At 39.8% G+C, this 19,738-nt stretch carries 22 protein-coding genes; 7 read left to right on the top strand and 15 right to left on the bottom strand.

The window, feature by feature from the left end; genetic code table 11:
* Positions 1-2: 2 nt before the first annotated feature.
* Genes AC2D6U_RS09370 through pgi form a run of 6 tightly spaced genes read right to left on the bottom strand, consistent with a single transcriptional unit; the run spans position 3 to position 5,121 of the window.
* The gene (locus AC2D6U_RS09370) at positions 3-401 is read right to left on the bottom strand and encodes a hypothetical protein (RefSeq protein ID WP_484720717.1); all 399 of its coding nucleotides are present in this window, start codon (positions 399-401) and stop codon (positions 3-5) included.
* 14 nt (positions 402-415) lie between these two features.
* Entirely contained in the window at positions 416-1,528 is a 1,113-nt protein-coding gene (locus AC2D6U_RS09365; RefSeq protein WP_484720716.1) for a glycoside hydrolase family 113, read from the bottom strand.
* Positions 1,515-2,249 carry a lipoyl(octanoyl) transferase LipB gene (lipB, locus tag AC2D6U_RS09360; protein ID WP_484720715.1) on the bottom strand — a complete coding sequence of 245 codons (735 nt, stop codon included), beginning with the start codon at positions 2,247-2,249 and terminating at the stop codon, positions 1,515-1,517. The genes AC2D6U_RS09365 and lipB overlap by 14 nt, the downstream gene beginning before the upstream one ends.
* Before the next feature lie 33 nt (positions 2,250-2,282).
* Positions 2,283-2,471, bottom strand: a complete 189-nt coding sequence (locus AC2D6U_RS09355) for a hypothetical protein (RefSeq protein WP_484720714.1) — start codon at positions 2,469-2,471, stop codon at positions 2,283-2,285.
* Between the two features lie 14 nt (positions 2,472-2,485).
* Positions 2,486-3,469 (bottom strand): type I phosphomannose isomerase catalytic subunit, encoded by a 984-nt coding sequence (locus tag AC2D6U_RS09350; RefSeq protein ID WP_484720713.1) that lies wholly within the window; start codon positions 3,467-3,469, stop codon positions 2,486-2,488.
* On the bottom strand, positions 3,469-5,121 hold the full coding sequence (gene pgi / locus AC2D6U_RS09345) for a glucose-6-phosphate isomerase (RefSeq protein ID WP_484720712.1): 1,653 nt from the start codon (positions 5,119-5,121) through the stop codon (positions 3,469-3,471). The genes AC2D6U_RS09350 and pgi overlap by 1 nt, the downstream gene beginning before the upstream one ends.
* A gap of 72 nt (positions 5,122-5,193) precedes the next feature.
* Here pgi and AC2D6U_RS09340 point away from each other — a divergent pair, with 72 nt between their 5' ends.
* Positions 5,194-5,538 carry a YraN family protein gene (locus AC2D6U_RS09340; protein ID WP_484720711.1) on the top strand — a complete coding sequence of 115 codons (345 nt, stop codon included), beginning with the start codon at positions 5,194-5,196 and terminating at the stop codon, positions 5,536-5,538.
* On the opposite strand, the gene AC2D6U_RS09335 is transcribed toward AC2D6U_RS09340, so the two are convergent.
* Positions 5,532-6,344 (bottom strand): toxin-antitoxin system YwqK family antitoxin, encoded by an 813-nt coding sequence (locus AC2D6U_RS09335; RefSeq protein WP_484720710.1) that lies wholly within the window; start codon positions 6,342-6,344, stop codon positions 5,532-5,534. The two genes, AC2D6U_RS09340 and AC2D6U_RS09335, sit on opposite strands and share 7 nt — an antisense overlap.
* A gap of 119 nt (positions 6,345-6,463) precedes the next feature.
* Here AC2D6U_RS09335 and AC2D6U_RS09330 point away from each other — a divergent pair, with 119 nt between their 5' ends.
* From AC2D6U_RS09330 to AC2D6U_RS09320, 3 genes are all read left to right on the top strand, one after another.
* Entirely contained in the window at positions 6,464-7,123 is a 660-nt protein-coding gene (locus AC2D6U_RS09330) for a peroxiredoxin (protein ID WP_484720709.1), read from the top strand.
* A 66-nt stretch (positions 7,124-7,189) separates the two neighbouring features.
* On the top strand, positions 7,190-7,537 hold the full coding sequence (locus tag AC2D6U_RS09325; RefSeq protein WP_484720708.1) for a rhodanese-like domain-containing protein: 348 nt from the start codon (positions 7,190-7,192) through the stop codon (positions 7,535-7,537).
* A gap of 9 nt (positions 7,538-7,546) precedes the next feature.
* Complete coding sequence (locus AC2D6U_RS09320; RefSeq protein WP_484720707.1) at positions 7,547-7,780, top strand: hypothetical protein; 234 nt, start codon at positions 7,547-7,549, stop codon at positions 7,778-7,780.
* 89 nt (positions 7,781-7,869) lie between these two features.
* On the opposite strand, the gene AC2D6U_RS09315 is transcribed toward AC2D6U_RS09320, so the two are convergent.
* The 3 genes from AC2D6U_RS09315 to AC2D6U_RS09305 form a co-directional block, all read right to left on the bottom strand.
* Complete coding sequence (locus AC2D6U_RS09315) at positions 7,870-8,340, bottom strand: cupin domain-containing protein (protein WP_484720706.1); 471 nt, start codon at positions 8,338-8,340, stop codon at positions 7,870-7,872.
* A gap of 335 nt (positions 8,341-8,675) precedes the next feature.
* Complete coding sequence (locus tag AC2D6U_RS09310; protein ID WP_484720705.1) at positions 8,676-10,256, bottom strand: InlB B-repeat-containing protein; 1,581 nt, start codon at positions 10,254-10,256, stop codon at positions 8,676-8,678.
* Positions 10,257-10,495: 239 nt separating this feature from the next.
* Positions 10,496-11,230 (bottom strand): hypothetical protein, encoded by a 735-nt coding sequence (locus AC2D6U_RS09305; protein WP_484720704.1) that lies wholly within the window; start codon positions 11,228-11,230, stop codon positions 10,496-10,498.
* A gap of 659 nt (positions 11,231-11,889) precedes the next feature.
* Here AC2D6U_RS09305 and AC2D6U_RS09300 point away from each other — a divergent pair.
* Entirely contained in the window at positions 11,890-15,510 is a 3,621-nt protein-coding gene (locus AC2D6U_RS09300; RefSeq protein ID WP_484720703.1) for a BspA family leucine-rich repeat surface protein, read from the top strand.
* 47 nt (positions 15,511-15,557) lie between these two features.
* Positions 15,558-15,953 (top strand): hypothetical protein, encoded by a 396-nt coding sequence (locus AC2D6U_RS09295; RefSeq protein ID WP_484720702.1) that lies wholly within the window; start codon positions 15,558-15,560, stop codon positions 15,951-15,953.
* A gap of 159 nt (positions 15,954-16,112) precedes the next feature.
* On the opposite strand, the gene AC2D6U_RS09290 is transcribed toward AC2D6U_RS09295, so the two are convergent.
* From AC2D6U_RS09290 to AC2D6U_RS09280, 3 genes are all read right to left on the bottom strand, one after another.
* Positions 16,113-16,967: a hypothetical protein gene (locus AC2D6U_RS09290; RefSeq protein WP_484720701.1), complete on the bottom strand. Its 855-nt coding sequence runs from the start codon at positions 16,965-16,967 to the stop codon at positions 16,113-16,115.
* Positions 16,968-17,160: 193 nt separating this feature from the next.
* A complete protein-coding gene (locus AC2D6U_RS09285) occupies positions 17,161-17,649 on the bottom strand; it encodes a hypothetical protein (RefSeq protein WP_484720700.1) in 489 nt (162 codons plus the stop codon).
* 22 nt (positions 17,650-17,671) lie between these two features.
* On the bottom strand, positions 17,672-18,442 hold the full coding sequence (locus AC2D6U_RS09280; protein WP_484720699.1) for an SDR family oxidoreductase: 771 nt from the start codon (positions 18,440-18,442) through the stop codon (positions 17,672-17,674).
* A gap of 79 nt (positions 18,443-18,521) precedes the next feature.
* On the opposite strand from AC2D6U_RS09280, the gene AC2D6U_RS09275 reads away from it, so the two are divergent.
* Positions 18,522-18,962 (top strand): winged helix-turn-helix transcriptional regulator, encoded by a 441-nt coding sequence (locus tag AC2D6U_RS09275; protein WP_484720698.1) that lies wholly within the window; start codon positions 18,522-18,524, stop codon positions 18,960-18,962.
* Positions 18,963-19,064: 102 nt separating this feature from the next.
* On the opposite strand, the gene AC2D6U_RS09270 is transcribed toward AC2D6U_RS09275, so the two are convergent.
* Positions 19,065-19,289 (bottom strand): YgaP family membrane protein, encoded by a 225-nt coding sequence (locus tag AC2D6U_RS09270; RefSeq protein ID WP_484720697.1) that lies wholly within the window; start codon positions 19,287-19,289, stop codon positions 19,065-19,067.
* A gap of 103 nt (positions 19,290-19,392) precedes the next feature.
* Positions 19,393-19,701 carry an EthD family reductase gene (locus AC2D6U_RS09265; RefSeq protein ID WP_484720696.1) on the bottom strand — a complete coding sequence of 103 codons (309 nt, stop codon included), beginning with the start codon at positions 19,699-19,701 and terminating at the stop codon, positions 19,393-19,395.
* Positions 19,702-19,738: the final 37 nt, after the last annotated feature.

Here is a 19,738-nt window from a genome sequence, read left to right as displayed (position 1 = left end):
AGTTATTTGGCTAGTCGCCCATTTAGCTCAAGTTCAGGAATCTCTTCGAGCTCAAATTCATTGAAAGGAGTGATCATGAATTTTTTATCAAAGAGCTCATTGAGTATATAATAACTCACCCAAAACTCATTGAAGAATGCAAACACTTCCGGTGTGATGGACTCTACCTTGGCTATGGATTGGCCTTCTATCTTCTCGATCATATGACGGAGGGTCGAGGTTTGACGAGCATCGGCCTCTTTCGACTCGTAGCCTTTTGAGACGATCATGACGTTCTCCAATGCGATGAGGTTGTTATTGATCAGGAAAACGCCCCAATCGCTTTCGCCTTTGTCATTATGGCTTTTGGCAATACAGATCTTTACGCCAGCCACTTTGGGCATATCGATGTCCTTCTTCATGTCACAAATTTAATTTATTGATCGGCAGTATACCACTTTGAGATGACAGCTTCTGCTTGTTTTCCTTGTGGGGTAAAATCGATATCCACGTATTGCTGCTCTGGATACCTTTCTCGGAAGCGTTGTATGCGCTCTTCATAATACGGAAACCATTTCCAAAGGTGAAAACCGGCGATAAAGTCTTTGTTGTACAAACTGGCAAACATGCCTTCGTAAAGGTTAGCTTGGGTTTCTTCACTCTGCAAGGCTTCTCTTTCTTCGTAAGGTAGCCGCTGAGGCCACTGCCAAGGTTCAATGCCCGAATCTTTCGTGCTTTTGTATCCGATCTCGGTGAAGAGAATGGGTTTTTGGTATCGGTTTGAGAAGGCTTCGAGCTGAGCGATATGTTGTTCCCAGCCATTTTTGACTTCTTCAACAGAAGGGTTTTCCTTGGTGCTTACAGGGAAATAGCCTTGGATACCGATCATGTCCAATTCATCCCAGAAAGCGACTTCTTCGTATTCGTCGGCAAAGTTGGCAGCATAGGTCAATTGTCCTGAATAAACGGCTCTGATCTTTGCAATGAGCTGACGCCAGTCCATTTCTCTTTCCACACAAGTGCGGTGCAATTCGGTACCGATGCAGAGCATCTCAATATTTTCTTCTTCTGCCAATTGGGCATAATGGAGGATAAACGTTTCGTAGTTGGCAAACCATTCTAGCCAATCCTCCTCAGTTTTCATTTCGATTTCCCCTCGCCATTTGCCAGCTTGGTCTCTCAGCCAGATATGGGGTTTCAAAATGGTTTTAATGCCCAATTGTTTGGCCATTTGAGTGGTAGCACGTAAGCCTTCGTCTCGTTCACCCCACCAGCCCTGTGTACTGCCGATCTGATTGCCAATGCTGGGGTTGTCGTGCCCGCGCTGCCATCCAAATGGCGTTTGTGAGATCCAATTGACACCGAGGTCTGCTGCTTTTTGTAATTCCTCGACGGTCACCATTTCTCTGCCTGCTACCCAACAGATGCCGTGATGCTTCTCGTGCAATGGAAAAGAAACCGCAGGATCAGAATGAGTTGGACTAAATCCATACCAAAGCAGGAAAAGAAAAAGGGGGATAAGAATAATGAAGGATCTATTCGACTTCATAGTGGATGTCCATATCGAAAACCTCTGCGATATGCTGAGTCAATTTAGCTTGAACTTCAGACATTGCGACATTTTCTCCTAGTTCTTTGTGCAGTGAAGTCACTGCTTTGTCGTCGATGCCACAAGGTACGATGTGTCCAAAATAGCTGAGGTCTGTATTGACATTTAAGGCTAAGCCATGCATGGTGACCCAGCGGCTGCTTTTAACGCCCATGGCACAGATCTTTCTCGGGTTGTCAGCGCCTTCTTCGAAATCGATCCATACACCGGTCAGTCCGGGAATACGCCCAGCTGAGAGCCCGTAATCCGCTAAAGTGAGAATGACAGCTTCTTCTAAGTTGCGCAAATAGAGGTGGATATCGGTAAAGAAATTTTCTAGATCCAGGATCGGATAGGCCACAAGTTGACCAGGGCCATGATAAGTGATATCACCGCCTCGATTGATCTTATAAAATTGTGCGGCATGCGCTTTGAGACCTTGCTCGTCGAGGAGCAGGTTTTCTAACGCACCACTTTTCCCCAAGGTATAGACATGGGGATGTTCACAGAATAGTAAGTAGTTCTCGGTAACAGAATGACCTTGAGGGTCTTCGATTTTACGGTTCGCGATCTTGCGATCTACCGTTTTTTTGAATAGCTCTTCTTGATAATCCCACACACGCTGATAATCATCTTCGCCAAGATGAATTACCTGAACTGACTTATTTCTATGAAAATTCATACACTAACACTCATCGCCTAAACACACGCAAAATTAGGCTTCCTTCAGACCATCTCCAACTTGCTCAACATTCAACACACGAACGTATTTCGTGATCTGTCGGTTCGCTTTTCGGAGGGCCGAAGTATGATTTCGTGCTAGAAACTCCTTCTTGACCACGCTATCGTCTTTCATATTTAAGAACGTGGCCTCGAAGTTCTTCATATTCTTCTTTCCAGCCATGCACTAAAAGTAGATTAAGCCATAAAGGTTTCCAACATTTTAAAGCCAGAATTTGTCCGAATATGAATATCTGCTGCAATTCGTGGTATTAAAACTGCATTTCCCATTCGTATTTTTGTCGTTTGCCCCATTGCTTGGATCTCTGCCTCTCCTTCAAAGCAGGTATAGATCACGAAGGAGTCCTTGCGGTAGTGTTCTCGGATAATGCCAGTAGTATATTCCAGTAAATTGGTTTGAAAGTACTGTGATTTCACTAATGGTACCGCTTCATTCAAGCTGTGATCGTAGCTTGTTTTATACTGCGAATGATGTTTGTAATCCAGGGCATCAAGCGCTTCTTCGGTGTGCAATTCTCGTTTGTTGCCCTGGTCATCTGTGCGGTCAAAATCGTAAATGCGGTAGGTGACGTCTGACGATTGTTGAATTTCTGCTAGTAAAAGACCTGCTCCAATGGTATGGACGCGGCCTGCCGGGAGGTAGAAACAATCACCGGCTTCGACTTCCTCTTCGTTTAAAAGCTCGGTCAACCGACCGGAATTCAAGTACGCCAGGTATTCCTCTTTGGAGGTGTTCTTGTTAAAACCTGAGATGAGCTTGGCCTCCTCGTCTGCTTGAAAAACATACCACATTTCTGATTTACCAAGTGAGTTGTGTCTTTCTTTAGCCAATTTATCGTCAGGATGCACCTGAATGGAAAGGTCTTGTGCAGCATCGATGAACTTGACCAGCAATGGAAATTCATTCCCGTATTGCTCGTAAACCTTTTCGCCCACCAACTGCCCTTTGAATTGATCGATCAATTCAGGCAGGGTTTGCCCTTTTAATGGGCCTTCTGCTACTTTGCTGAGGTTGCCGGGAACGCCTGAGATCTCCCATGTTTCTCCACAATTTTTCAAAGGGGAAAAGTCCTTGCCAAGAACAGTCTTTATTTTTTGACCTCCCCAGATCTTTTCTTTGTAGATGGTGTCGAATGTTAATGGATAAAGTTGCGCTGACATTATGCTCTCATTTTTTTGTACATGTTGATCAATCCGTTGGTCGAAGCGTCGTGTGAACGAACTTCCGACTCATCTGTAAGTTCAGGCAAGATCTTTTTTGCCAACACTTTGCCTAGCTCCACGCCCCATTGATCAAAAGAATAAATATTCCAAATCACACCTTGGACGAAGATCTTATGTTCGTACATCGCGATCAAGCTGCCAAGAACTCTTGGGGTAAGCTGTTTGAATAAGATGCTGTTGGTTGGCCGGTTGCCCTCGAAGACTTTGAAGGGTGCCAGGGCTTGGATCTCTTCAGGAGGTAAGTCGGAGGTCTTCAACTCTGCCAAGACTTCTTCTTTCGTTTTCCCATTCATCAGGGCCTCTGTCTGAGCGAAAAAATTGGACAGTAATTTCTGGTGATGGTCGCCTAAAGGATTGTGGCTCTTGGCTGGCGCAATAAAATCACAAGGGATCAATTTGGTGCCTTGATGGATGAGTTGATAAAAAGCATGCTGTCCATTGGTTCCCGGTTCACCCCAGACAATAGGTCCTGTCTGGTAGGTTACTTTTTCCCCTGATCGGTCAACGTATTTCCCATTGCTTTCCATGTTTCCTTGTTGAAAATAGGCTGCAAAGCGATGCATGTATTGGTCATAGGGAAGGATAGCTTCTGATTCACTACCAAAGAAATTGCCATACCAGAGTCCAAGCAGTGCTAAGATCACTGGAATGTTCTTTTCGAGCGCTGCTGTTCGGAAGTGTTCGTCCATCTCGAAAGCTCCGGTGAGAAGTTCTTCGAAGTTGTCGTAGCCAATAGTGCAGGCAATGCTTAGACCAATCGACGACCACAAGCTGTATCGTCCTCCAACCCAATCCCATAACTCGAACATGTTTTGTGTGTCAATACCGAATGCGGCAACAGCGCTGGCATTGGTGGATAGGGCCACAAAGTGCAAGGCCACATCCTTTTCTTGAGCTCCTGAGGCTAAGAACCATTCCTTTGCAGATTCTGCATTGGTCATGGTTTCTTGTGTAGTGAACGTTTTTGAAGCGATCATGAAAAGAGTTTCCTCTGCATCAACTTGCTTCAAGGTTTCGGCCAGGTGTGTACCGTCTACATTCGATACAAAATAAGGAGTGATGCCATGTGTTGCATAGGGTTTAAGTGCTTCTGTCACCATAACAGGCCCAAGGTCAGAACCACCGATCCCAATGTTGACGATGTTTTTGATCGGCTTGCCGGTATGGCCTGTCCATTGACCGCTTGTGACCTTGTCTGCAAATTTTTTCATTTTGGAAAGGGCCTCTTGCACATCGGGCATCACATTTTGGCCATCCACCATTACAGGTCGGTCAGACCTATTGCGTAAGGCCGTATGCAAAACGGCTCTCTTTTCCGTTTCATTGATGGCATTGCCAGTAAACATCAAGTCAATACTCTCAGGCACCTTACAGGCCTTGGCCAGGTCTAAGAGAAGTGTCATTGTTTCTTGGGTGATGATGTTTTTAGAGTAATCAACGAAGAGGTCGTTGAAGGACTGAGAGAATTGTTGAAATCTAGTAGGGTCAGTCTGAAAGAGTGATTTCATGTGGACACTCTTCATTTGCTCGAAGTGAGCGCTTAGTTCTTTCCACTCATTAGTTTGAGTGGGGTTGATCGAGTTTAGCATGGTTGGTTCGTTATGAGCTGTCGAATTTAGCAGATTTAATTCCCTAAATTAGGTGTTCAAGGCACACATCATATGCAATCGATTGGAAAAAAAGGGGAAAACCATGCTGCGGCGTTCCTGAAAGAACAGGGCTATCATGTGTTGAATCGAAACTACCGATACAAGAGGGCGGAGATCGATTTGATCTGTCAACAGCAAGATCTGCTTATTTTTGTTGAAGTAAAGACCAGAACTTCTGCTGCCTATGGTCAACCCGAATCCTTCGTCTCTGAAGGCCAACAACAATCCATCATTCGTGGTGCCGAACAATACATAGAGGAAATAAATTGGACTGGTGACATCCGATTTGATGTGATCGCCATTTTGGAGCAAAAAGGCCGACTGGAGATCAGCCATTTCAAGGATGCTTTTTATTGACCGATTTTCGGTGATTCATAGGTCATGCGTGCTGCTCTTGACCATTCTCGTCGAATGTAGGGTGAGAAATCCTCCATGTAGAATTGAGGCTTGAATTGGATCTCTCGTTTGACGGCAGTTACGGCCATGTTGTAAAACTCTTCCCAAACGCCAACCTTCTGATCGAAGTAGTAATTTCCCCTCACTGCGATCTTTCCATTTTCAAAAAAGCAATAATAGGTGCCTTCTTTTTTACCATAGCGGATAGGAACGACCTCTTTCAGCTTTTTCTTGCTGGCCTCGTCGTAATAGCTGAGTTCAGCGTCACGGTACCAGCCCATATGATAATGTACTTTATCGGCTAAAGTGGAGTCCCGGTTTTGGATGAGCCAGATCTCATGTTTCATGCCTTTGTAGAACATTCCTTTTTCCACCACAGTCTCATTTACCTCTTTGGTATAAGGACCATGAAGTACATTCTCCAAGACTTGGCCCTTTCCTACAACCGATACGATGCGGTCGCCTTGACGGTCGTGATAAAAGATCTCCTGTACATAATTATCTACTTGTACGGGCTCTCTCAGGGTGTTGAAAAGTTCGTAGGTGCTCGGGTTGGGCGAGGTAAAGGCTTTTCTTGTCCGTTCTCCGTAATAGACATTCTTTTTTTGCTTCAAGTCAACATCAGCAAGCGTATCTGTTACCTCTTCTTCATATGAAATGTCTGGAGCATATTTATCTACCTCGGGTTGATTCAGTCCCATAAAGTCTGGCACACTGGCGCATGCGGCAGAAAGAAAGATCAGAATGAAAAAAGCGACGCGCTTCATATGCTCATCAACGATTTATAAATGACTGAAGTATGTTCTTTGTAGGATTTCTTCCGTAACAAATGTTACCTCATGCAAGGACAGTGATCATTTATTTTGTATCAAAAAAACAACAACAAATGGAATCAAATATAGAAAACAACGCAACACAAATGCCAAGAATTGGTGATATGGCGCCTGACTTTGAGGCAATGACCACAAAAGGGATGATCAAATTTTCTGATTATGCCAAAGACAAGTGGGTCGTAATGTTCTCGCATCCAGCTGATTTTACACCAGTATGTACAACAGAGATGAGTGGTTTTGCGACCAGAAAAGCTGAGTTCGATGCATTGAACACCGAACTGGTCGGTTTAAGTATCGACAGCATTCATGCGCATTTAGGTTGGGTAGATAATGTCAGGAAGAATACTGGTGTGTATTTTGACTTTCCGATTATTGCAGACCTCGATATGAAAGTATCCAAGCTATACGGTATGCTTCAACCTAATGAAAGCGAAACTGCAGCCGTTCGTGCAGTATTCTTTATTGATCCTGCGAAAAAAGTAAGGTTAGTCATGTACTACCCATTGAATGTAGGTCGAAATATGGATGAGATCTTGAGGGCTTTGGAAGCGCTTCAGACATCAGATAAATTCAAAGTGGCTCTGCCGTTGGATTGGAAGAAAGGAGATAAGGTTATTGTTCCTCCGCCAAAGACTTTGGAAGAAATGGAAGAAAGGTTAGCCGATGATTCGATTGAAAGAGTTGATTTTTATCTGGCCAAAAAAGAGTTATAGAATAGACAATTAGAGTATAGGAAGAGAGAAGGTCCTTGGTCTTCTCTTTTTCATAAAGAAGAAATTATGTTTGGAATATTTACAAATTCAAAGGAATACGATAATATCGATGCAGTACATTGCGCAACAATGATGGAGAATGAATCGCCAGTGTTGTTAGATATTCGATCGCCAGAAGAAAAGGCCGATGGTGACATCCCTGGGAGTCAATTGATCAATCTGTTCGATCCATCCTTCGCCCAAAATATAGACGCCTTAGATAGAGATAAAACGTATATCGTTTTTTGCAGAAGTGGTAACAGAAGTAAATCGGCTTGTTCGCTTATGGCAAAGAAAGGTTTTGAAAAGCTGTACAACCTAAAAGGTGGTATTTTTGGCTGGAACCAATATCAGGCCCAGTTGAAAAACGCTTAAATTGAATTTATGAAATCACAATTGCGATTTGCCATTTTGCTGTGTCTTACACTGGGTTTAGCCCCATTTTTCCCCGAGCCCCACATTTGGGGTAAGATCAAGTGGTTAGCTGGTGGTGGAGTCGGTATGGAAGCCATGGATTACTTTGATGTATTGTTGCATGGTAGCCCATGGTTATTTCTAGTAGTTGTTCTTTTTAAAAGTCTTTCGAGTAAAACGAAACAGGCTGCAAATGGAAAATGAGAATAGATGCGGAATTTAATAGCTTTAAAAAAGGCTCATCAGAAGATGGGCCTTTTCTTTAAGTGCACGTAATTCTGCTAGCCATTTTGTTAATTACCCTTAAGTTCTTTGGCTACGGCATCATAATTTTTTTGAGAAAGCACTTCTGTCCAAACCGTTTCACCGCTGTAGATGGCCAGGTAGGTTACATCGCTTTCTTTTGACGAGGCATGCCAGTGTTCTGTGTCCGGTTGGCACTTGATTATATCTCCAACTTTCATCTTTAAAGGCGCCTTTCCTCTTTCCTGATAATAGCCGAGTCCATCGACAACGATCAGTACTTGGGGAGAAGTATGTTTATGCCAGTCGAGCGTTGAGTTTGCTTTAAACGTAGCTTTGGTGATATTATAATTAAGATCACCCTCAGCTCTGAGTAAACTATTTAGCGAAGCTTCTCCGATGTAATGCGTGTTTGGTGCTTTATTTCCTTCTTCCAGATATGATTTGACTTCATAGCTCGATGATTGAGCAAAGGTGTAGATAGGTAGGATGATAAATATCGCAAGTGCTAGTTTTCTCATGAGATTTAATTTTGAATCAATTTAAACGAAAAAAGGTCAGCATTTCTGCTGACCTCTGATTTATAATCTGATTATTAGTTTTTTGTTTTATATCCAATTATCTCCTGGGTGTCTCTTAACATGAGTTTGAGTGCCTTCTTTCCCGCAGTTATTTTAAAATACTTTTCCCTTCTACGGGCATCTGATTCCACTAAGTAGTTTTCACACAATATAAATCTTAAGGGTCTTCTTGGGGTTTTGCTTTTCGTCTCACTTTTTGTTATCGCTTATGAGTCGCTTTTCAATTGTTCACTGCAAAATGCATAACCTCTCTGGGTGGTTTCGAGATTTTTAATTTACAATTGATTTCTATCAATAATTATCTCCTTAATGTAGGTGTTATTGTTTGGGCCTCCTCCGCCTTTAAGAAATATAAAATGTATTTTGTCCTCATGAATAAAAGGTCGACAAAATCCATAACCCATAACATCTTCCTCATAGAAATTTATCCCTAAATCTTTTGGCTCAAAATTTCCATTCCCATCATTGAACCACATTAACTTATCTAAATTTACTCTACCGTGCCCCCCATTATTGACAACCTCAGTAAAGACATCAGATTCTCCTGAGTAAAAACTGTGATAATTATATAATAAATCTAAGTCCCCATCATAGTCTAGATCTTCTAATATAAAGCCCGAAGTTGTAATTTTACCAGCTAAATCAAAGTGCTTGTGAAAATCAAATTTGTTGTTCCCAGTGCCCTTCCATATTTCAATAGCTCCCGATGTGGCTGTTTCTAGAAAAAAAATGAAATCGTTGATCCCATCGTTATTTATATCTGCAATTTTCATTTCTGGGCAACCCATGTCATTATCTGAAAATCCATTTACTGGTCCTTCAAGGTAAACTATTTCATAGTTGTTTGAAGATTCGTTAAGCTCATATGCTGCCACACTAAAGTTCGTGACCCCATTTTGGTCGTTGCCACCATATCGAGCCACCAAAACTTCATTTTCTCCATCATTGTCAAAATCTCCAATCTCAGCAGTTCCTGCTTGTAATTGGCCTGTGCTTGGCTCAATAAAGTTTGAAATTCTTTGAAAGCTATTCGTCTCATTTAACCAAGCACTGTAAGTGAAATCATAATCCGCTAGCTCAACGTCCCAAGAGGCGGCAGCTAAATCATTTAAACCATCTCCATTAATATCACCTACGCTTAGAGAATGATACTTAGCTTTGTCTTCAGAGACTTTACTGAATACCACATTTTCCTCAGATAGTTCTGCTTTCCAAACATAGTTGCCCGGCCATGGTTCATTCGAAAGCTCTTGGCCAAAGTCTGAGATAATTAGGTCTTTGTTTGAGTTAAGAATTTCAACTGACCTTGGTGCGCCTGATCCAATATCGTGACTGCCAACAAATTCCCATTCTGATGCATTGCGTTTTTTTCTAAAATGTGCATAGGGGACATTAGGGTAGCGAAAAAAGAGTGTTCCTCCAACAAGTAAATGTTGATAGTCTCCCTTTACCACAGATATTGTGCCGTTGAGTGCTCCATTCAAACCTGTCACTTTATCTTCAGTAGACAGATCCCCTAAGTCGAAATCAAGCTCCGTGGTAAACGAAGTGTAAAACTCAGGAGGAGCATCAGGAGTAAAGTTTGCAGTTAAATCAACATCGGAGTTAATCAAGAGATCTCGTGGATTATCAGAATTGTCATCGGACCACATTTGAAATTCGTAACCTGTATTGGCTGTTGCACTAATGGTTAAAGAAGTTCCTTTTTCATATTCACCTCCGTTTGTATTTACGGTCCCACCCTCACTTGCTGTTATAGAAACGGTATATTTAATAGTTTCACTAGGTGTGACATCAGGTTCCTCTTTAGCACAAGAAAAGAGTATTAAAAACAAGAAAAGAGGCAATCGATTCATAAATATTGGATTTGTCCCAAAATAAAAAAAATTCCGATTACATCTTCATGAAATTCGATTTTGAGAGTTGCAAACATATTTTCAATCGAAGGATTAAATCTATCATGAAGGCAATTCATGTATTTTAAAGAGGGGGCAAAATAAAAAAGAAGTCATTTTTGACCTCTTTTTTACAATGGCTCCCCAAATCTGTCAGGTTGTACAACACAAGTAAATCCATTAATGAATTAAGTGATGCTTTAATTTACCCACATTAACGATTCGTAAATAACTCTCTTGTCAAACCCATTGGGTAGATAATCGCTCATCTTTGATTTAGCCAATATGGCAGCGTACGTACTGTTATTTTCGGGTTGATAACGAAGAGCATTCATTGCATCAGCAAGATTTTCAAATCCATCTCGGGTCATCGCGGTACTTCCTGCTTGATCTCCACTGGGATAAATCTTTGTTGCAATGCCCCAGTTTTTTTGTGTCGTTCTATTTTTCTTCATGTTATCCTCAAACCAAGGCTTCCACAATTCAAGGTTTTCTGTCACGAAACCTTCAAGATCATTTGGTGATGCATGGTTGTGTATAACGTATTTCATATCTCCAACAATTTCCCCTTCTAATTGATGATAGTCAACCTTAAGAATCGTCTTAATCGCGTTGGTATCAATGTCTTCGAAATTCATGCCAATAACCTCAGGGTTCCAAATTGAAGATCCATTTGTTAATTGATTAAGATCCTTGTAAAGATTCACAAATACATATCTGTGAACTCCCGGCACAGAAACTTCTTTGAGCATGCCCCATGCAATCATTTTTCCTTCTTCGATTCCTTTTTTAGCGATCTGTGACCAATAATCTTTTTCAAGTCTTTCAAATCGTGATTGGTTGTCGTTTGAAACCTCCACGTACATTAAGGTTGCAACCTGCCCGATGGAAAGGTTTGACCAAACTAAAGTGATGATAATTAAGAAATGTTTCATTGTATAATTGAATTAAGTTGTTTCTATCAAGGTACAATAAATTGTTTTAGGTCCTTACAATTAATTGATTATCAACACAATTGAAACTGGATTTTGAGGGGAAAGCGAGTATGCACTGTATTGATAGTATTAGGTTGATAGAAATATTTCAAAAAATAGGCTACTCTATAATAGCAGAACATTTTTATCATTTTACTTACTCCCGTTTTGAAAGAAACTGCAGCACTATTCTAAGGTTTGATGGGTCATTTTTAAGCGGTAGGTTCTATTCAAAGAAATCAATAGCTACGTATTTGGCAGAATCTCAAGTGAAGTTAGAAATGAATAGCTTCAGGATGGAAGTAAATAAAATACTACTTACCCCCCAGCTGTCTTCTTCAATTAACGAATCGGAGCATTTGCAGAGGATTAAAGCACATATAGTGAATAATAATTAAAAAGCACATCACACCAAAAACGAATAACTCGATGAATATATTTTTGAAAAAAGGCAGCACAAATCAAAATCAATAATTAAAATTATATGTTGGTGTATTGAGTCTATTCATTGGAGAGTGCTTAACTACATCGAAATTGTTGTATCATTAGCAATTATTATTGGCTCAACTACATAACTCAAAAGACCTCAACTTTAATACTTTTGATCAAACACTGTTTTCATGAAAAATCTGCTGGTTCTATTTATTTTGATCCCCTACGTAATGTATTCTCAGGATGCATTAACCAATAATAGTATTTATGAAGCTGTTGATCAGTGGATAGCAAATCCTAACCAAGCTCAATTTACTGACGCCGATAATAACCCTTATTATGGGCATATTTCAGACTGGGATGTTTCACAGGTTACTGATATGTCAGAATTATTTTATAAAAAATCCACATTTAATGATGACATAAATGACTGGGATGTTTCAAATGTTACTGATATGTATCGTCTATTTAATTTTGCGACGAGTTTTAATCAGCCACTAGACAAATGGAATACCTCAAATGTTATATCCATGCAAGAAATGTTTGCTAGAGCTTCTGTTTTTAATCAAGATATTAATACACAGCAAGTGACAAATTCAGATGGGGTAACCTACACCGCCTGGGATGTGTCTAAGGTAACCGATATGTTTTATATGTTTCGAGATGCAGATGCATTTAATGGTAATGTTTCTAACTGGGATGTTTCCAATGTCACTAATATGAGATATATGTTTAGTGCTTCAGCTGAATACACTCCCGGAATCTCAACATCTTTGATTGACCCTTTATGTAATGGTTGCGGTGGGAATTTTAATCAGGATGTTTCCTCTTGGGATGTCTCTAATGTAAAAGACTTTACTGGAATGTTTAGTAACCAAAGATATTTTAATCAAAAGGTAAATTCATGGGATATATCAAGGGTTGATAATGATGCAGTTTATAAGCAAAGAGGATATGGCAGTTTAAATTTTGCACCTGGAATTGGTGGTTTTTTTAATAACGCAATTGCATTTAATCAACCTTTAAAAGATTGGGATGTAAGTAACATCAAATATTTTAATCTATTGTTTGCAACGGCAATTTCATTTAATCAGCCATTAAATAATTGGGATATATCTAGAGCCACTTCTCTGACGCACATGTTTTACGAGGCAAAAGTATTCAATCAGCCATTGGATAATTGGAACACTTCTAATGTGACTGATATGTCTAGACTTTTTATGATTGCGCTTGAATTTGATCAAGACATTAGTAAATGGGATGTTTCTAGTGTTAGTGACATGTCTTACACTTTTGCCTCAGCTGAAGCCTTTAGTGGAGATGTTAGTAATTGGGACGTATCATCTGTTACCACAATGAACTCTATGTTTACTAATGCGAATTCATTTAATTCTGATATTTCAAAGTGGGATGTTTCAAATGTTACATCTCTAAAGGGTTTTGTTTCGGGAACAGATATTTTTAATCAACCGATTGGTGATTGGGATATTTCGAATGTTACAGATATTGAAGAGATTTTTTACAATGCAGATTCATTTAATCAGCCATTAAATGATTGGGATATTTCTAAGGTAATTAGTCTAAAGAATGTGTTTGTTGGTGCAGATTCCTTCAATCAAGATTTAGATAATTGGAATACTTCTAATATTACCAATATGGAATTCGTTTTTTCTGGAGCTAAAAATTTCAATGGGGATATTAGTTCATGGGATGTTTCAAAAGTTACGTCAATGAGAGAAATGTTTTATTTGGCCAAATCCTTTAATCAAGATATTTCCTCTTGGAATGTTTCAAATGTTTCTAACATGAGCAGTGCATTTAGGAGTGCCGAATCCTTTAATCAACCTTTAAATAGTTGGGATGTATCAAATGTCACGAACATGGCTGGTATGTTTTTTCATGCTTTAAGTTTTAACCAAGATTTAAATAGTTGGAATACATCTAATGTCACAAGCATGGGTAGCATGTTTAGAGAAGCCAATAATTTTGACGGAGATATTTCAACTTGGAACACATCTAATGTTGAGGATATGTCTTTTATGTTTCATACAAACTGGAACTTTAACCAAGACATATCAGCATGGCGTGTTTCCAATGTAAGAAATATGAGAGAAATGTTTTTGCAGGCACGCGTTTTTGATCAAGACCTTTCATCATGGGATGTATCTAGTAATACAGACATGTACAGAATGTTTGACAATGCAGATTTATTTAATTCTGATATCTCCTCTTGGGATGTAGCAAATGTCTCAAATTTTAATCAATCATTTTCTGGCGCAGACGTATTCGATCAAGATATAAGTAATTGGGATTTCTCAAGCGCAACAGATATGAGTGGTTTTCTAACTTCTTCGGGAATGTCTCTTATTAACTATGATAATTTTTTAATTGGTTTCTCTAAAAAAATCAATAACGGCGAAGCTCTACCTAAGAATCAATCTTTTGCTGTGTCTGGTTTAAAGTATTGTATAGCCACGTCAGAAAGAGGCTTCATCATAAGTAATTTAGGTTGGAATATATCTGGCGATTCTAAAGAGTGTTATGCTACGATAAAAATCTCTGGTGGAAATACAGTTCAAATTGAAGTAGGTGATGAGTTTAATTACCCGAGCGCGACAGCATCTGATGCTTACACCGATCTAGATGTATCATATTTGGGAACTGTTGATTCGAGTAGGCTTGGTGAGTACGCCATTACTTATATTGCTATCGATAACTCCGGAACGGAAATTTCGTCTATACTAACCGTTCAAGTAGTTGATACTGCACTACCAGTTATTTCACTATTAGGAGATGCAACCGTTGATATTGAAGTAGGAACAACTTACAATGATGCGGGGGCTACTGCATCTGATAATTATGATGGGGATATTACAGATGAGATCGTAACAGTTAATAATGTTGATACTTCAACTGTAGGAACCTACACTATCACCTATGATGTCAGAGACTCATCAGGAAATGATGCTGTTGAGATTACAAGAACTGTCAATGTAGTAGACACCACGGTTCCTGTGATTACCTTAACTGGAAGTGCTACCGTTGATATTGAAGTAGGAACAACTTACAATGATGCTGGGGCAACTGCATCTGATAACTATGATGGTGATATTACAGATGATATTGTAACTGTTAATAATGTCGATACTTCAACTATAGGTACGTATACTGTTACTTACAACGTGAGTGATGCTAGTGGCAATGCTGCAGTTGAAGTATCTAGAACTATTACCGTGATAGGCCCTGTTTACACACTACCTGAAACTATAAACTTCGATGAACTTATTTTGGGAGATGAACAGGTGAAGAGTTTATTATTGGAAAACACTGGAAGTGGTACCTTGAATATTGAGGGAATCACCATGCCTGAAGGATACAGCATCGACCAGAGCGCCATAAGTGTAGCGGCCGGATCGTCAGAATCACTAGCAATTACTTTTACCCCTGTTGAGGCTAAGAGCTATGAAGGGGTAATGACAATCACTTCAAATAACGGAGTGGAAGAGATCAACCTAACAGGTGCAGGACTATTGGTCACAAGCATAGACGATGCTTATCTAGATGCTGAAGAGGTGAAGGTTTATCCTAACCCAGCTAGTGATGTGCTCAACATTGATCTTTCTAATTCACCTGCAGCAGTAGCGAAGCTGCGCTTGGTAGATATGGGAGGGAGCCTGTTCTGGCAGCGCAAAGAGGTTAAAGAAAAACAGTTGTCCGTCAATGTAAGTAACTATAAAACGGGTATTTATTTGTTACTCATAGACAGCTCCAAGGGTAGGCAAATCAAGAAAATTATAATCAATAAATAATGAAGTCAATGATGAAGCATTCTATTATAGTATTGATAGGACTAGTCATGCTATCAGCATGTGGAGGCTCTGATCCTATTCCTGTAGACGAAGAAGCTTTGGCTTTGAATGGCGATTGGTACTTGCCAGCTGCAGGAGGAGGGATTATAGTTGACGGGGTAGACCGTTCTTTGAACTTTGTTGGTTTTAAGATTAGCCTTGACAGTGATACCAATGGTCAGGACAAAATATACCGCACGAGTAATGCGGGGGACTTATTTAGTGCCAGTGGTACTTGGGGCTGGGGCTCCGAAAGTAAGAATAGCCTGGTCTTATCCGAAGGAAAAACACTGAACATTCAATCACAATCATCTAGTCGCTTGGTATTTACCTTTACCTACACAGACGGTGGAGTAAGGGCTGGAATTTCAGGGAATTATACGCTTACTTTAGAAAGGAGATAAAGCGTACTAAATAATCGAATATAACGCCTTCCTAAACTGAGACTAAAGAGTGGGTTTAAGAACCCTTTAAAACAAGCTTTTTAAGTAGGGAATAAGACTTAGGTTCTGTTAATTGCTTTGTTCTACCTGCTCTCTCTATTGTTTACAGTTGGAGCACGATTATAAGTTCAAGGTTTGACACCAATCTCTGAGTGCTTGACGATCTGCCTTAGAAATTGAGCTATGGTCAAAGTCAGTAGCGTTTTCAAACGGAGGGGGCATTACTAATTCATCAAGAGGGTAGTTTTCGAAGTGTTGCGTACACTGAGGCCGATGGCACGATGTGCACGAGTTTTGTATAGATGTAGCGTGTGGTTGTGAAAACTCTTGGCCTATTATAGAGTAGGGACCGTTACCGGTCATTGGAACCAACAGTTCGGAGGTGTCGTTTGGATTTCTTAGTTGATCAACTGCAGGAGTATGCAAAAATGGACTCGCCATATGACAGTTCTGACAATTGTCCTGCGCTACTATGGAGGGAGACATCCACCCATCATTATAATTGGCGTCATTAACGCCAGGAGGGTTGTTGTTGTCTTGCCCATCAAGTATGGAGAAGAAGCAGGTTTCGCCGGTGGAATATTTGTGCCCAATTACACCCAATCCTCCATCCCTACAAAAGGTGATAAAAACTACATCGCTGTTTTCTGATCCATTTGCATTGAGCCCGGAATAACGACCCACTTTATTGCCTGTTTGACAAGCCAAACCGAATGCCCAAGGACAGTCGCAATCGTTCGGGTTGGCACTACCGGCTCCTTCGTCTCCAGCTGGCCCAAAGGTTACAGGGGTTCCGTTTTTGGTGGTCGGTACTATAATAGCATCAGCACAACTGAAATTGGGCAGAGGGCCTAAGACATCTTGACAAGCATAGGCATGATCAAGAGCGGTTCTATAATCATTCGTTTTTTGACAAGAGAACGCCGTTAATAGTATTATTGAGGATAGAGTAATCAGTTTAAAATCAGAAATCATCTTAACTAAGGGTTTGGGTACCTAAGTTATTAAAACGTCTACCAGCAACATTATCATATAACCCGCACTATTTATCGGTGTATGGGCTAAGAAAAACAAAAAGCCCGACACTTAGTGCTGGGCTTTTCTGTTGCTCCTCCTGTTGATAGAAGTTGCAGCACAACTATATCTTTTAGTGAATTAGGTTAAAGAATCATTTCGTTTTAAGGTTTTTGAAAAGTCTGATAAAAATATAAATGTGACTCAAGAATGCGGCTAAGCCATAGGTAATAAACATCAGCCATATGAAGCCCAAGTCTTGATCGTAAAGCTTTAATCCGAAAAATTGTGGGAAAGCGGTAATCAAATCACCAAAACCAACGACATTAAAGATCCACACCAACAAAATGGCAAAACGCCATTTATTCTTCAATGCAACTAATGAGATAATCGCCAGAATAGCCGTTGTAAAATCAAGTAGCCCTACAGTTGTTAGAAAATCCTGAGGAAAACCATCGTAGAACTGCTCTTTGACCATAAAGGAGAGACCGAGGTATCTGAATGTATTGAGAAAAACTAATGGAAGGAGCGCTTGATTGATGGGCAGCTTCGTGATACGTGGGTGTATCCAATATCTAAATCCTAATATAATGGCGATTGTGCCGACTAATGCTTGAAGGTTAATGATTGTGAAATTGTCCATTCTGTAATTTTTATAATTGATTTTACTTCTTTCTTGGTATTGGAATTTTATTTAATTGGTTAAATATGAACTTGGGGCCGAGTCTACTCATTAATTTGAGCTGTTTGGAAATACCCGGGGTAATTTCTTCCTTACCGTTTACAAAGTCTCTCCAAAAAATATCAGCTAATTTTTTGGGAGGCATTGGTTTTAAGTTATCGTCATCTGCTATGTCTGCCCCATGAGCTAAAGGAGTATCTACAACAGGGGGTAATAACTCAACTACCTTGATATTATGCTGTCTGAGCTGCGGTCTAATGCCTAAAGTCCAAAAGTGCAAAGCCGATTTGGTGCCAGAATAGACAGGAGCTTGTGCAAAGGGAACGTACGCCAAACCCGAAGAAACATTCACCAATACAGCATTTTTACTTTTTTTAAGTTGTGGAAGGAAGTAGTGTAAGACTCTAATAGGTGAATTGTAATTGATTTCAATTTCTTGCATTTGTTTGCTAAGATCGTTGAGTTCATTCCCGGTATCTACCAAGTTCATTATTCCCGCATTGTTGATAAGGATATCAATACCTCCAAATTTTTCTTGAATGTCATCTGTAAGTAATCTAACATCTGCGTCATCGGTAACATCGCTTTGGAAAGTATGTATTTGTGGATGAGACGATTTTATATTCTCAAGTTTGGTCGCGTCCCTCCCTGTAACAATTACAGTATTGTCGTTTTCCAAAAACTTTTTTGCCAGTGCCAGTCCAATTCCTGAACTACCACCCGTTATAAGTACCCTCTGTTTGGATAGTTTCATTTAAAGTTCTTATTTTTACTATTAATTAAGTAGTAAATATAGGCAATCTTAATTTAACTACCAAAATAGTAGTAATATTATGAGAAGTGAATTTCGATCAACATGTCCGATTGCATCTGCGTTGGATATTATAGGAGATAAATGGTCTTTGTTAATTATGAGGGATATGCTAACAAGAGGTAAGAAGACCTTTAAGGAATTTTCTGAATCTAAAGAGGGAATAGCTCCGGGCATTCTATCCTCTCGATTGAAGTGGTTGGAGGAAAATAGGTTGATGACAAAGCAGAAATTACCTCAAAATCAAAAGGAGAACATCTATTTACTCACTGAGAAAGGAATTGAATTAGCACCTATCATTATGGAGTTGATTATTTGGAGCGATAAGAACTTAAGAGGCCAAAACCCTGAAATGCCTTCGATATCTCAACTCGGTGACATTGGTGACAAGTCAGCTTTAACCGCCGGTATTCAGGATAATTATCGAAGCCTAATCCAAGAAACATTGGGGCTAAATCAATAAAAAAACCGCTACACTATAACAGTATAACGGTTTTGTCATTATAAGTTGCTCCCCCTATTATTCAAAGTTGCAGCACAACTTCTTCTATTTGTGACTTAAGTTTTACTTACCATTCTGAATAGGTTCAGTATTTGGCATTAGTTTATTAAGGATGAAATACACTGGGCAGAATTTTGTTATTGGACTGATAAGTTGAAGTCCACCAACTGCTACCGCGATCCACACAAAGTTCAAGTTAGAAGTGTATAGGGTTAAGCCAGCACTGATTAAATACAAGATTCCCACAATAGCATCATGTGCTCTTACTTTAGTAACATTTTTTTCCATATTTATTTATTCTTTTGGCTAATTGAAGTTGGTTTTTCCTAATGAGAAATACTAAAATTTACTACCATTGAAGAGTATAACATTAAACCTAACCTGCAGTGATTTAAATACTTTCTCCTATCAAAATTGTGGGTGCACCTCCGGTTGAAATTCTAGTTGCATCTGCGGCTACTTCCTGCATACCAGTGGAAGACATTGTTTTTTCAAGTTGTTCTTGCGATTCAAATGGCATGATGAACATTAGATGGAACGGTGCTTTGCCTTCAGGACCAGATAAAAATCTAGTAACGCTGTACGGCTTTACATCAGTTGGTATCCCTGTTTTTTCATGGAGAAATTTCAGATGAGCATTATAATCTGATTCAAATTTTTCTTGATTAAGCGGCTGAGGATAAAGTACAGTTACTTTCATAATTATATGGTTTTATAAGGTTTGATATGAATTATTT

It is taken from the genome of Roseivirga sp. YIW32 (assembly GCF_057219245.1).
The sequence above is the reverse complement of the archived record's forward strand: the minus strand, read 5'-3'. Positions and strand labels throughout refer to the sequence as shown.